This window comes from Pseudomonas agarici (genome assembly GCF_900109755.1).
Classification (GTDB): domain Bacteria; phylum Pseudomonadota; class Gammaproteobacteria; order Pseudomonadales; family Pseudomonadaceae; genus Aquipseudomonas; species Aquipseudomonas agarici.
The window spans coordinates 41,575-54,985 of the sequence record NZ_FOAR01000015.1; the positions used below are offsets into that span (position 1 = coordinate 41,575).

10 protein-coding genes are annotated in these 13,411 nt (G+C 63.1%); 1 reads left to right on the top strand and 9 read right to left on the bottom strand.

The features are described from left to right. Positions 1-2: 2 nt before the first annotated feature. The 4 genes from BMX68_RS15005 to BMX68_RS15020 form a co-directional block, all read right to left on the bottom strand. Complete coding sequence (locus BMX68_RS15005; RefSeq protein ID WP_074862336.1) at positions 3-1,973, bottom strand: transglutaminase TgpA family protein; 1,971 nt, start codon at positions 1,971-1,973, stop codon at positions 3-5. After that, positions 1,970-2,953: a DUF58 domain-containing protein gene (locus BMX68_RS15010; RefSeq protein ID WP_026013279.1), complete on the bottom strand. Its 984-nt coding sequence runs from the start codon at positions 2,951-2,953 to the stop codon at positions 1,970-1,972. The genes BMX68_RS15005 and BMX68_RS15010 overlap by 4 nt, the downstream gene beginning before the upstream one ends. Then, positions 2,923-3,840 (bottom strand): AAA family ATPase, encoded by a 918-nt coding sequence (locus BMX68_RS15015; protein WP_017132954.1) that lies wholly within the window; start codon positions 3,838-3,840, stop codon positions 2,923-2,925. The genes BMX68_RS15010 and BMX68_RS15015 overlap by 31 nt, the downstream gene beginning before the upstream one ends. Positions 3,841-3,929: 89 nt before the next feature. After that, positions 3,930-4,208 carry a hypothetical protein gene (locus BMX68_RS15020; RefSeq protein ID WP_017132955.1) on the bottom strand — a complete coding sequence of 93 codons (279 nt, stop codon included), beginning with the start codon at positions 4,206-4,208 and terminating at the stop codon, positions 3,930-3,932. 245 nt (positions 4,209-4,453) lie between these two features. On the opposite strand from BMX68_RS15020, the gene BMX68_RS15025 reads away from it, so the two are divergent. Continuing rightward, positions 4,454-5,494, top strand: coding sequence for a patatin-like phospholipase family protein (locus tag BMX68_RS15025; protein WP_017132956.1), 1,041 nt, complete (start codon positions 4,454-4,456; stop codon positions 5,492-5,494). Between the two features lie 40 nt (positions 5,495-5,534). Here the strand turns inward: BMX68_RS15025 and BMX68_RS15030 are convergent, their stop codons facing one another. The 5 genes from BMX68_RS15030 to kdpA form a co-directional block, all read right to left on the bottom strand. After that, positions 5,535-6,248 (bottom strand): response regulator, encoded by a 714-nt coding sequence (locus tag BMX68_RS15030; RefSeq protein WP_017132957.1) that lies wholly within the window; start codon positions 6,246-6,248, stop codon positions 5,535-5,537. Between the two features lie 36 nt (positions 6,249-6,284). Then, the gene (locus BMX68_RS15035; RefSeq protein ID WP_017132958.1) at positions 6,285-8,936 is read right to left on the bottom strand and encodes a DUF4118 domain-containing protein; all 2,652 of its coding nucleotides are present in this window, start codon (positions 8,934-8,936) and stop codon (positions 6,285-6,287) included. Positions 8,937-8,999: 63 nt separating this feature from the next. After that, positions 9,000-9,551, bottom strand: a complete 552-nt coding sequence (gene kdpC / locus BMX68_RS15040) for a potassium-transporting ATPase subunit KdpC (protein WP_017132959.1) — start codon at positions 9,549-9,551, stop codon at positions 9,000-9,002. 75 nt (positions 9,552-9,626) lie between these two features. Continuing rightward, positions 9,627-11,681 carry a potassium-transporting ATPase subunit KdpB gene (kdpB, locus tag BMX68_RS15045; RefSeq protein ID WP_026013280.1) on the bottom strand — a complete coding sequence of 685 codons (2,055 nt, stop codon included), beginning with the start codon at positions 11,679-11,681 and terminating at the stop codon, positions 9,627-9,629. A gap of 11 nt (positions 11,682-11,692) precedes the next feature. Next, complete coding sequence (gene kdpA, locus BMX68_RS15050; protein WP_017132961.1) at positions 11,693-13,402, bottom strand: potassium-transporting ATPase subunit KdpA; 1,710 nt, start codon at positions 13,400-13,402, stop codon at positions 11,693-11,695. Positions 13,403-13,411 lie beyond the last annotated feature (9 nt).

Below are 13,411 nucleotides of genomic sequence, written 5' to 3' on the forward strand. Positions count from 1 at the left end.
ACTCACTCCCCAATCGAACTTCCAAGACTGCGACGCAATGATCGCAACGCTTGTTGCAATGCATCCATCGACGGGATCTGTTCAGCATAGCGCTGCCTGATGAACAGCTGAGCGAACTCGCGAATAAGGTCGGCCTGACGCGGCAACTGCCGGGCCGCGCGCTCGGCGAACGCAGCAGGCCCCTCACCCGGCTCGCGCACCAGGCCATGGCGTGCCAGCAGTTTCTCAAAGGCGGCGAACAGCCGTAGCGGCGGGTCGGCCTCGGCCCGCCAGGGCCGCAACAGCCATAACGACAGCAGCGCGAGAACCAGCACCAAGCCGATCGGCAATATCAGCCCGGCGAGATCGCCGAACAGGCGCCCCATGAGTTTGAACTGCTGCTCGCCCTGATACCCCAGGACCCAGCGCTGCCAGCCATAGTTGAGATTATCCCAGCCCAAGCGCAACTCGTTGAACCAGATCACCTGGCGGTAACGCAACGGCGAGAATACCGAAGCCTCGGATACGCCCTCATTCGCCGCCAGGGCTTGCTCCAGACCCTGATCGATCCGCTCTGGCGCCACGGCGTAGGTCGGATCGACACGGCGCCACCCCTGCCCGACCTGCCAGTATTCCACCCAGGCATGGGCGTCGTACTGGCGTACTGTGAGGAAATTGCCCGCCGGGTTCAACTCGCCGCCCTGGTAACCGGCTACCACTCGCGCCGGGATTCCCGCAGCGCGCAGCACGTAGGTCATGGCGCCGGCAAAGTGCGCGCAGAAACCCTGGCGACTGTCGAACAGGAAGTCATCGATGCTGTTTGTGCCCAGGATCGGCGGTTTGAGGGTGTAGCGATACGGTTCGTCGCGAAAATGTTGGAGTAGCCTTGCCACCAATGCCGCGGGCTGTGGATAACGCTGGCGCAGTTCGGCGGCCCACTGACGGGTCCGCGGATCACCCTGGGCAGGCAACTGCAGGGCCTGACGGCGAGCCCGCTCGTTGAGCTGGGGATCGCGTAGCACCTGCGGCCAGGAGCTGGCCCGATACATCAGTGCCTGCTGCACCGGGCGCTGGCGCTGCAGGCGGTAGTCCGCCAGTTGACGCACATCCTCCTGATCGCTGCTGGCCACATCCAGCGTCGGCAGCCAGGGCTTGCCACTCGGTTGCAGGATCACGCTGTAGCGCCAGGATGCGCCACTGGCTTGCCATTTCGGCGCCGGACTGGAGGACACTCCTGGCGATTGACTCCAACGCTGGCCGTCGAACTGCTCCAGGGTCAGAGCCCGCCAGTACAACTCCTGGCGCGGCGGTAGCGGACCATCGAAACTCGCACGCAATGCCAGTTCGGCGGAACGCCCAAGCTCGGCCACCTCTCCGGGGGACATACTTTCCGAAAGCCCGGTCACGCCCTTGTCGCCCGGCAGTGGCAAGGACCACAACGGGGCCATGCGCGGGAACAGCAGGAACAACAGAAGCATCAATGGCAAGGCCTGCGCCAGCAGGGTCGCGGCCAGCTTCAAGGTGGCCGCCGGCCGGGTGCCTGGGCCTTGCTGCAAACCGATCAGGGCCGCCAGCAAGGTGCCGATCGACAACAGGCTATAGATCGCCCATGGCAGGCCGTCCTCGAACAGATAGGCCACCGCCACGCAAAACAACCCAAGGAAGATCAGCACCAGCGCATCGCGGCGGGTCCGGGTCTCCACCAGTTTGAGGATAAACATCGCCACCAACAGCACCGCGCCAGCATCCAGGCCGATCAGGCTCTTGCGCGAAAGCCAGATGCCCGCGATGGTCGCGACCAGCAGCAGGACGTCCACTACCTTGCCAGGAAACCGCGCCCGCATGCGGTAAACCTGGATGCGCCAGAGCGTGCAGCCGAGCCAGAACGCGACCATCCACAGTGGCACGTGTAGCCAGAACGGCAACATCACCAGGGCCTGGGCCACCAGCAGCCAGACCAGACTGGCCCGGGAAATCGGCGGCGCACGGCTCATGAACCGTTCCCGAACAAGGCAAGGGCTCGCAGGCATAACTCACAGTGGGCCGCGCCGCAGTCCATGGCCAGTCGTTGACCGGGCAATTTCAAGGCGAACGGCTCCTGCCGCCGAGACAACTCCAACACCCAATAGCACAGGCGCGACAGACGCTGTTCGACATCCCCATCCAGCGCCAGGAAATCCAGGCAGAACTCCTGCCCCTCAAGGCGGGCAAAGTCCTTGATCAGCAGCCCCTGTCCACGAGAATAGGCCTTCCAGTGCAGCCGTCGCCAGGAATCGCCGGGCTGATAGGACTTCAAACCCTGGTAATCGTCGACACCTGGCCCGTAAGCCCGCGTGCCTTCATCCTGTTCATCGTCGGACACACCAGGCAGGATCGGTAATTCGCCTTCCAGAGGCTGTGGATAAACCATGGCCTGCTGGCCAAGATCGACCCAACTCCAAGCCTGCAAGATACCCAGGGGGAAGCTGCTGCACACGTCGATGCGCGGCGCCGACAACCAGCCGCGTGCCTGTGTCGGGCGCGTCAATTGCACTTCGCAAAATCCCCCCGGCAGCACATCCACGGTCTGCATCGCGGGGTTCGACCAGCCCAACTGGATCGCCTGGTGGCTTTTCCCGGCGCTCTCCAGGCGCACGACAAAACGCGCCTGTTCACCGACAAACACGGTCGGCCCGACGCCGGCGCTCAACACCAGGCCCCGCAGGTTGCGATAGGTGTGCAGGATTGCCACGACGAACACCGACAACAGCAGGAAACACAAGCCGTAGGCCAGGCTGTTCTGGTAATTGATCGCCACCAGCAAGATCAGCAACAGCAACGCGACGAATACACCGCCGGCGCGGTTGGGCATGATGAAGATCCGTCGCTGGGTCAGTTCGATCCGCGTCGAGGGCGGCAAGCGCCGGCTCAGCCAGGCCTGCCAGGAGGCCCACAGTTGGCCAATCAAAGTACCGGCACCTCGCGCAACAACCACTGCGCCAGCACACCGCCGCCCTGCCCGGCCGGGTCGGCGCGCTCGCGCAGGCGATGACTGACCACAGACGGCAACACGGCCTGGACATCTTCCGGAATCACATAATCACGCCCGGCCAGCAAGGCCCAGGCCCGGGCTGCGGCGAGGATCGCCAGGCTCGCCCTCGGCGAGAGTCCCCAGGCAAACCGCGCGTCACCACGGGTCGCGCCGACCAAGCGCAGCACATAGTCGACCAGCGCATCGCTGGCCCGGACCTGCTTGACCTCCTGCTGCAAGGCCGCCAGTTCGTGATGGCTGAGGATAGGCTGCAATCGTGGCAACAAATCTCGTCGCGAGTCGCCAAGCAACAGGGCCTTTTCCGCCGCTCTGGACGGGTAGCCGAGGGATACGCGCATCAGGAAGCGGTCCAACTGCGACTCGGGCAAGGCAAAGGTACCGCCCTGGCTCGTGGGGTTTTGTGTGGCGATCACAAAGAACGGCGAAGGCAGCGGGCGGGTGGCACCTTCAATGGTCACCTGCCCTTCTTCCATGGCCTCAAGCAACGCGCTCTGACTCTTGGGCGTGGCCCGGTTGATTTCATCGGCCAGCACCAGCTCTGCGAAGATCGGCCCGGGGTGGAATACGAAGCAACCATTGTCCTTGTCGAATACCGAAGTGCCAAGGATATCGCTGGGCAGCAGATCGGAAGTGAACTGGATACGCTGGAAGCTCAGGCCGAGGACCTTGGCCAGGGTGTGACTGAGGGTCGTCTTGCCCATGCCGGGCAGGTCTTCGATGAGCAGATGGCCGTCGGCCAGAAGACAGCCGAGGGCCAGGCGAACCTGTGCATCCTTGCCTAATACCACTTGGTTGACAGCCTGCAAGCAGGCTTGCAGCTTACTGCGCATAGGCAGGCATCCAAACGCGGGGAGACGCCGCAGATGTTACAGGTTTTTTGATCGTTCCCACGCAAAGCGCCGGAACGATCCCCCGAGGCTCAACGCCCGGCGCGCGACTCGCGGATGTAGAAGCGTGCCTTCTCGGCCTTGGACGAACAGCCTTCGTAGGCTTCGAACTGTTGCTGGGTTTTGGCCCCAGTCAACAACGACAGGGCCTTGGAGTAACTGACGGTGCCGGCAAAGCCTTCGGCCTTGGCCAGGTCAAGCTCGCGCCAGGCAGCATCCAACTGGCTACCGCAGCTCTCGCGATAGGCAGTCTTGCCCGCGCAACCGGCCAACACCAACGCAATCAATGGCACACAGATCCAGGCTTTCATCGATGACACCTCAAGAAAAAACAATCGTGCAGGTTATGACGGTGTGCCAGGCAAAAAGTGCCTTGCTCTACTCTACAAGCTTAGCCAGTCAATATGAACAATAGGCGTCCGACCCGCCGAACTCGGCCAACAGAACCAGTGGCCGGTACGGTGAGTTCGTTAGCTTAAGTTCGCAGACCACTCGCGATTGTGCCACAACAGCCTATGGGCGCATTGTTAGTAACCGACCGTTCAAGGAATCCATGATGAAAAAGCGTGTCGCATTGGTGTTGGGCTCAGGTGGAGCCCGGGGTTATACCCATATCGGGGTGATCGAGGAAATCGAACGGCGCGGTTATGAAATTACCTGCATCGCCGGTTGTTCCATGGGCGCGGTGGTCGGTGGCATCTATGCTGCCGGCAAGCTGGAGGAGTACCGCAAGTGGATCGAAAGCCTGGACTATCTCGATGTGTTGCGCCTGGTGGATGTGAGTTTTCGGCTCGGGGCGATCCGTGGCGAAAAGGTCTTCGGCCAGATCCGCAAGATCGTCGGCGAGATCAATATCGAAGACCTGCGCATCCCTTACACAGCCGTCGCCACCGACCTGACCAACCAGCAGGAGATCTGGTTCCAGGAAGGTTGTCTGCATCAGGCCATGCGCGCTTCGGCGGCGATCCCAAGCCTGTTCACGCCGGTGATGCAGGGCAATCGCATGTTGGTCGACGGTGGCATTCTCAATCCGCTGCCGATTGTGCCGGTGGTTTCCAGCCACTGCGACCTGATCATCGCCGTCAACCTCAACTCGACCAACCAGAAGCACTATCAACTGCCGGTGATCCAGCGTCCGCCTGCCTTCAAGAGCCGTTTTAACAACCTGCTCAGCTCCATGGGTTCGCGCCTGCCCTTCCGGCGCAAGCAGGCCGAAGAGCTGTTGCGCATCGAACAGCAGACCTTCGCCGCCGACTCCGCGGATATTGCCAACCCCTGGCTTGAACCGGCAGAGCCCGATGCCCAGCAACCTGCGGCGGCCCCTCAAACTGCGGGTGCGCCGAAATCGGCCACCGGTTCATTTATCATCGACAACGTCGGCCCGGCTTCGCTGCTGGACCTGATCAACCAGAGTTTCGAGGTGATGCAAACCTCGCTGGCGCAATACAAGATCGCCGGATATCCGCCGGATATCCTGATCAACGTGCCCAAGCGCGTGTGCCGGCTCTTCGAGTTCTACAAGGCACCGGAACTGATCGCCCTGGGTCGCGAGATCGCCCGCGACACCATGGATCGTTATGAGCAGGAGCGGCGCTGACTGGATTTTGATCCGTCTCCACACTAAAGCGTGGCCACGATCAAACAGCGGGATGCACTCCGTCCTGGTTATCGAGCAGGCGATAGCCGACGCCCGCCTCGGTGACGATAAAGCGTGGCCGGGTCGGATCGTCCGCCAGTTTCTGGCGCAGATGGCCCACTACGATCCGCAGGTAATGACTGTCGTCGGTATGGGTCGGTCCCCAGATATCCTTGAGCAGTTGCTGTTGGGTGATCACTCGCCCGCAATGCCGTGCCAACTGGGCCAGCACCGCGTACTCCTTGCGCGTCAACGCCACCTGCGCGCCGTCCAGCAGCACTCGCCGATAGGCCAGGTCAACGGTCAACGGGCCGAACTTCAAGGCGGCTTCCTGGGTTTCCCCGTTGGGCGCCTGGCGTAACAGTGCACGGATCCGCGCCAGGAACTCCTGGATGCCGAAGGGCTTGGTCACATAGTCATTGGCACCACCGTCCAGAGCCTGGACTTTTTGCCCTTCGCTGGCCCGCACCGACAGCACCAGCACCGGCGCCGTGGACCATTGGCGAAACTCGCGCAGCACCTGCTGACCGTCCATGTCCGGCAGGCCGAGGTCGAGCACCAACAAGTCGGGCTTGTTCAGCGCCGCATGGGCCAGGCCTTCGGCGCCCGTTCCGGCCTCCAGTATCTTGTAACCTTGGGAGGCGAGGCTGATACGCAGGAACTTGCGAATCTGCGGTTCGTCGTCGATGACCAGGATGGTCGAGCTCTGGCTCATAATTGCAACATCGTGGCGAGGGTTCGCCACAGCATATCAGGCCTCACTTTCAAATCCCGGTTGCTCCCGCAGCGGAAGGAATAACGTCACACAGGTGCCACGGCCGGCGATACCGTCATCCACCTCGATATGCCCGCCGTGGGCGCCGACCATGCCCAGGCAGATTGCCAGCCCCAGGCCTGTGCCCTGGCCGCCACGATCGCCACGGGCAGCGGTGTAGAACATGTCGAAAATCTTCGCCCGCTCATCCTCCGGGATTCCCGGACCTTCGTCGCTGACGGCAAAGAACAGCTCGCCGCCGATCACCCCGGCACGCACCTGCAGGCGGCCATGCTGCACAGAAAAGCGCGCGGCGTTTTCCATGACATTGATCAGTGCCTGTTCGATCAGCGCCGCATGCACGTAGAGCAACGGCAACTCGGCCGGTACCTCGGTGCTCACCTGCAACGGCGCGAGGACCGTCCGCAACCGGTTCAGCGCACTGGCGACGATGTCCGCAGGCGATACCCAGTCCCGGGCCAGTTTCAGCGCGCCATGGCCCAGGCGCGTCATGTCCAGCAGGTTCTGGATATACCGGTCCAGCCGCTCGGCCTCGTCGCGGGTGCCCTCCAGCAGTTCCCGGCGGTCCTCCAGGGGAATCGCTTCGCCCAACGCCAACAGACTGTCGATACTGCCGCGCATTGAGGTCAACGGGGTGCGCAGGTCGTGGGACACCGATGCCAGCAAGGCACTACGCAACTGCTCGGTTTCTCCGTGCAAGCGCGCCGCCTCAAGATCGTCGGCCAATTGTGCCCGCGCCAGTGCCTGGGCCAACGGCTGGCTGAGGGCGGCCAGCAGGCGACGGCGCTGGCCCGTGAGCGGCTGGCCTTCTCGCGGACGAACACCGAGCAGCGCCAGCGGCCCCTCTTCCACCGACAATGGCCACCACCACCAGCTACCGGAGGGCAAAGTACTCGTGCCCATCCCGGCCGGCTGATTGTGCTGCCAGGCCCAGTCGGCCGCCGCGCGCTCGGGCTCGGAAAACCGTAGCGGTCCGCCGGTCTCGACCTTCCAGCCACTCTGGCCGTCGCGATTGAGCAGGCACAGTTCCAGCTCTTCCCAGCCGCTGAGGTGTTGCGACGCGGCGCTGATCACCGCCTGACGGTCGGTGGCAGCCGTCAGCTTGCGCGACAAGTCGAGCAGCTCGCTGGTTTCTTCCTGGGTATCGCGCAGGGCTTGCAACTGCCGCCGCTGACGCGCCGCCAGGTTACCGGTGAGCGCCGCCATCATCAGGAAGAACAGCAGCGTCAGCACATCCTCTTCACGCTGAATCGCAAAGGAAAAATTCGGCGGAATAAACAGGAAGTCATAGGTCAGGAATGACAGCACCGCACAAGCCAGGGACGGGCCGAGGCTGCTGCGAACCGCCACCAGCAATACGGCGGCAAGAAATACCAGCGAGATATTCGGCAACGGCAACACACCGGCCACGGCCCAGGCCAGGGTACTGGCCAAGACCGTCGCCAACAGCGCCAACAGGTAGTCGAGCCAGACCACGCTCTGCGGCTCTCGCACACGCGGCTGACGTTGTTCTTCCTGGCTGCCCAAGACGTTGATTTCCAAGCCCGGGGCATTGCGCAACAGCCGCGCCGCCAGGCCACCGCCGAACAGGCGACGACGCAGGCGCTGGCGCGACTGCCCGACCAGCACCAGGCTGGCACGGCGTTCAGTTGCATGCTGGATCAGCGTCCTGGCCACTTCACCGGCCCGCAGTTGCACCACCTCGCCGCCCAGCCGTTCCGCCAGTTGCTGAGCACTTTGCAGGCGCAGGCGCGACGGCTCGTCACGCGCCCTGCCGTTATCCACATGCACCAGGCTCCAAGGCAGGTGTCGGCGCTGAGCGACCCGGCTGGCATGGCGAACTAAGCGCTCGGCCTGAGCATCGCCATCCACCCCCACCAGCAGCCGCCCACGGATGGCCGGCGCGGCCTCGCCGCGGGTCCGGTAGCCCTGGGCCAAATCGTTGTCGATCTGGGCCGCGGCTGTCTGCATGGCCAGCTCACGCAGGGCAGTGAGGTTGGTCTGGGTGAAGAACGCATCGATCGCCGCCCGCGCCAACTCCGGCACATAAACCTTGCCGTCGCGCAGGCGCTCCAGCAACTCCCGTGGTGGCAGGTCGATCAGCAGTAATTCATCGGCTTCCTGCAGGACCCAGTCGGGCACGGTCTCACGCACCTGCACCCCGGTGATGCCGCGCACCTGGTCATTGAGGCTTTCCAGGTGCTGGACATTGACCGTGGTGAAGACGTCGATACCGGCCGCCATCAGCTCCTGGACATCCTGCCAGCGTTTGACGTGGCGGCTGTCGGGGGCGTTGCTGTGGGCCAGTTCATCGACCAACACCAGTTTCGGCCTGGCCTTGAGCAGACCGTCAAGGTCTAGTTCCTCGAGCACCACGCCACGGTATTCGGACCGCAGCAGGGGTTGTTGCACCAAGCCGCCGAGCAGTGCCTCGGTCTCGGCCCGCCCATGGGTTTCCACCACCCCGGCGATCAATTGCACACCCTGACGCAACTGACTGTGGGCGGCCAGCAGCATCGCATAGGTCTTGCCCACGCCAGGAGCGGCACCGAGAAACACCTTGAGCCGGCCACGACCGTCGCGGGGCAGTTCTGCTAACAGCGCGTCGGCGCGACCGGAATCACTCATCTCGGGGTTCCCATCATCAATTGTCTTCATTGTTCCCCGTTCCGCGTGGGAACAATGAACAACTCACTTGGAGATATCGACCAGCGCCGCATTCAATGCAAGCACGTTGACCACCGGCGGGCCAACCAACGGCTGTTCGATCTGCGCCTCCAGCAGTTCCTCGAGGGTCGCCGCCGGCAGATTGCGCGCCTGCGCTACCCGCGCCAGTTGATAGCGAACCGCCGCCGGTGGCAAGTGCGGATCGAGGCCACTGCCGGAAGTGGTCAGCGATGCCAGCGGCACCGGCCCTTGGCCGGGCACGGCCTGCGTGGTCGCATCAGCGAAAATCCGCGTGGCCAGCGCCGGGTTGCTCGGCGACAGGTTGCTCGCACCACTGGCCACGGTCGCGAAGGCCACCGCCGAGGGACGCGGGTGAAACCAGCCATCGCCGCTGAAATCCTGGGCGATCAGGGCCGAACCGCGCACCTTGCCATCGGCATCGCGTACCAGGCTGCCATTGGCCTGGCTCGGGAAAACTATCTGGGCCACGCCAGTCACCGCCAGGGGATAGGCGACACCGGTCATCAGGGTCATCAACAGCAACAGGCTCAAGGCCGGGCGCCACACACTAGACATGTTCAATTCCTCGAATTCAGGGGAGGTACACCCCCTGCGAGTGCCGGCCTGCCGACACCCAGCGGGGGAAACGCACTACGCCAGCCGCAACGCCGTCAACAGCAGGTCGATGGCCTTGATGCCCACGAACGGCACCACAATCCCACCCAGACCGTAGATCAGCAGGTTGCGCCGCAGCAGGTGTGCCGCGCTCGCCGCCTGCACCCGCACACCGCGCAGCGCCAGCGGGATCAGCACCACAATGATCAGAGCGTTGAACACGATCGCCGAAAGAATCGCACTCTGGGGACTGGCCAGGTGCATGATGTTGAGCACCCCGAGCTGTGGATAAATTGCCGCGAACAAGGCTGGCAGGATCGCGAAATACTTGGCCACGTCGTTGGCAATCGAGAAAGTGGTCAGCGCACCACGGGTTACCAACAGTTCCTTACCGATCTGCACCACGTCCAGCAACTTGGTCGGATCGCTGTCGAGGTCGACCATGTTCGCCGCTTCCCGCGCGGCCTGGGTGCCGTCGTTCATCGCCATGCCCACGTCGGCCTGGGCCAGCGCCGGAGCGTCGTTGACACCGTCACCGCACATTGCGACCAAGCGACCGTCGTTCTGTTCCAAGCGGATGCGCGCCAGTTTCTTCTCCGGCGTGGCTTCGGCCAGCACATCGTCGACCCCGGCTTCCGCGGCAATCGCCGCCGCCGTCAGCGGGTTGTCGCCGGTCACCATGACGGTGCGAATCCCCAGTTGGCGTAGCTCGGCAAAACGCGCACGAATCCCTGGTTTGACCACGTCCTTGAGGTGGATGGCACCGAGCAGCTTGTCATTGGCACAAACCAATAATGGCGTACCGCCGCTCTGGGCGATCTTGTCGATCTCCTGAGACAGCGCCGCTTGCAAGTCGCCGCGCTTCTGGCCGATGAAGCTCAACAGCGAATCCACCGCGCCCTTGCGATAGACCTGGCCTTGATGGTCGACACCCGACAACCGTGTCTCGGCACTGAACGGCACGGCGGTCAGTTCCGTGGAGGCGGGTTCCTGTTGTGGATAAAGGTCACGCAGGTATTCGACGATCGACTTACCTTCAGCGGTGTCGTCGGCCAGCGAGGCCAACAAAGCCCCCTCGGCCAGCTCACGGACATGCACGCCGTGCGCGGGGTGAATCGCGGCGCAACGACGGTTACCGAAGGTGATGGTGCCCGTCTTGTCCAGCAGCAGCACATGCACGTCACCGGCGGCTTCCACCGCTCGACCGGACTTGGCGATCACGTTCAGGCGCACCAGGCGATCCATCCCGGCGATACCGATAGCCGACAGCAGGCCACCGATGGTGGTCGGGATCAAGGTCACCAGCAGCGCCACCAGGAACACCAGCGGCAGCTTGCCGCCGGCGAAGTGGGCGAACGGCTGCAGGGTCACCACCACCAACAGAAAGATCAGCGTCAGACCGATCAACAGAATGTCCAACGCAACTTCATTGGGGGTCTTCTGGCGCTTGGCACCTTCCACCAAGGCGATCATGCGGTCCACGGTCGACTCACCGGGGTTGGCAGTGATGCGCACCAGCAACCAGTCGGAAACCAGCCGGGTGTTGCCGGTCACGGCTGAACGGTCACCACCGGACTCGCGGATCACCGGCGCCGATTCACCGGTAATCGCCGCCTCGTTGACCGCCGCAATGCCTTCGATCACCTCACCGTCACCGGGAATCATCTCCCCGGCTTCGACACGTACCACGTCGCCGTTGCGCAGGCCGGTGGCAGAAACCACCTGATAGCTGCCATCGGCTGTGCGCCGACGGGCACTGAGGCCTTCGCTGCCGGCCTTGAGGCTGTCGGCGCGAGCCTTGCCGCGACCTTCGGCGAGGGCCTCGGCGAAGTTGGCGAAGAGCACGGTGAACCACAACCAGAGGGCAATCTGCGCGGACACGTAGGTCGGCACGGCCGTATCGGGCACGAGACAGAGGATCGTGGTCAGGATCGCGGTCAACTCCACCACTAGCATGACTGGCGCACGTTGCAACTGGCGCGGGTCGAGCTTGACGAAGGCTTGTACCAGCGCCGGACGCCACAGCTCGGTGATCGCAGTCCTGGGTTGTTCGAGCACAGCGGTTTTTGTTGCGGGAAAAGGCCTATTCATCATCTAAATCCTCAGCCCTTGAACCCAAGGGCAGCCATGCGCAAATGTTCGGCAATCGGCCCAAGGGCCAGGGTCGGCAGGAACGTCAGGCCGCCCACCAGCAAGATGGTTACGGTCAACAAGGTGACAAACAGCGGACCATGGGTCGGGAAGCTGTTCTGGCCGATCGGCGCAGCCTTCTTCGCCGCCAGGCTACCGGCCAGGGCGAGTACCGGGAGGATGTAGCCGAAGCGCCCGAGCAACATGCTCAAGCTCAGCATCAGGTTGTGGAACGGCGTGTTGGCACTGAAACCGCCGAACCCCGAACCGTTGTTGGCACTGGCCGAGGTGTAGGCGTAGAGCAACTGGCTAAAACCATGGGGGCCAGGATTGCTGACGGCACTCGCAGGCCCTGGCAGCGTCGCGGCAATTGCACCGAGCACCAACACGCCCACCGGCATCACCAGCAAAGTCAGCACCAGCAGTTGCACTTCCCTGGCTTGGAGCTTCTTGCCCAGGTATTCCGGGGTACGACCGATCATCAGGCCCGCAAGGAACACCGCAATCAACACATTCAGCAGCATGCCGTAGAGGCCGGCACCGACACCGCCGAAGATCACCTCGCCAACCATCATGTTGACCAGTGCGACCATCCCGCTCAGCGGATTGAGGCTGTCGTGCATGGCATTGACCGAACCGTTGGACGCCGCCGTGGTAGTCACCGCCCAGAGCACGCTGGCGGTGGTGCCGAAACGGGTTTCCTTGCCTTCCATCGGTGCGGTCTGTTCCACCACCGGGCTGTCCAGGGTCGGATTCGGCTGATACTCGGCATACAGCGAGGTGGCACCGCCGGTCAGCAGCAGGGCCATTATACAAGCCATGATCGCTCGGCTCTGACGCAGGTCCTTGACGTAATGACCAAAAGTGAACACCAGCGCCGCCGGAATCAGGATGATCGATGCCAGTTCGAACAGATCGCTCCAGGCCGTCGGATTCTCGAACGGATGCGCCGAGTTGACCCCGAAAAAACCACCGCCGTTGGTACCCAGTTGCTTGATTGCGATCTGACTGGCTGCCGGGCCGAGTGGGATCACCTGGTCAGCGCCCTGCAGGGTCACGGCATTAATGTAATGGGCAAAGGTCTGCGGTACACCCTGCCAGACCAGGAACAGCGCCAGCACCAGGCACAATGGCAGCAGGCCGTAGAGGGTGGCTCGGGTCATGTCGACCCAGAAGTTGCCCAGAGTCGCCGCCGAACGCCGGCCGATACCACGGCACAAGGCGACCAGCACGGCCAGGCCGGTAGCGGCACTGACGAAGTTCTGCACGGTCAGGCCGACCATCTGACTCAAGTAGCTCAGGGACGCTTCGCCGCTGTAGCTCTGCCAGTTGGTATTGGTCATGAAGCTGACGGCGGTGTTGAACGACAAGGTCCACGCCAGACCCTGCAGGTTCTGCGGGTTGAGCGGCAGGTATTGCTGGAGCTGCAGGATCACGAACAGCAGTGAGAAACCCGCCAGATTGAAGGCGAGCACGGCCAGGGCGTACTTCTGCCAGCTCTGCTCGGCCTTTTCATCAACCCCGGACAGGCGATAGCAAACCCGCTCCAGCGGCCCGAGCAACGGGCTCAGCCAGGTGCGCTGGCCTTCCATCACTTTGTAGTAGAACCGCCCGAGAAAAGGGGCTGGGACCAACACCAGCGCCAGGAACGCCAGGATCAGCAAATAGTCATAACTGTGCATAACCGCCGC

Coding starts and splice junctions, on each gene's coding strand:
- BMX68_RS15005 (WP_074862336.1), bottom strand. CDS start 1,973: ATGAGCCGTGCGCCGCCGATTTCCCGGGCCAGTCTGGTCTGGCTGCTG.
- BMX68_RS15015 (WP_017132954.1), bottom strand. CDS start 3,840: ATGCGCAGTAAGCTGCAAGCCTGCTTGCAGGCTGTCAACCAAGTGGTA.
- BMX68_RS15020 (WP_017132955.1), bottom strand. CDS start 4,208: ATGAAAGCCTGGATCTGTGTGCCATTGATTGCGTTGGTGTTGGCCGGT.
- BMX68_RS15025 (WP_017132956.1), top strand. CDS start 4,454: ATGAAAAAGCGTGTCGCATTGGTGTTGGGCTCAGGTGGAGCCCGGGGT.
- BMX68_RS15030 (WP_017132957.1), bottom strand. CDS start 6,248: ATGAGCCAGAGCTCGACCATCCTGGTCATCGACGACGAACCGCAGATT.
- BMX68_RS15035 (WP_017132958.1), bottom strand. CDS start 8,936: ATGAGTGATTCCGGTCGCGCCGACGCGCTGTTAGCAGAACTGCCCCGC.
- kdpC (WP_017132959.1), bottom strand. CDS start 9,551: ATGTCTAGTGTGTGGCGCCCGGCCTTGAGCCTGTTGCTGTTGATGACC.
- kdpB (WP_026013280.1), bottom strand. CDS start 11,681: ATGAATAGGCCTTTTCCCGCAACAAAAACCGCTGTGCTCGAACAACCC.
- kdpA (WP_017132961.1), bottom strand. CDS start 13,402: ATGCACAGTTATGACTATTTGCTGATCCTGGCGTTCCTGGCGCTGGTG.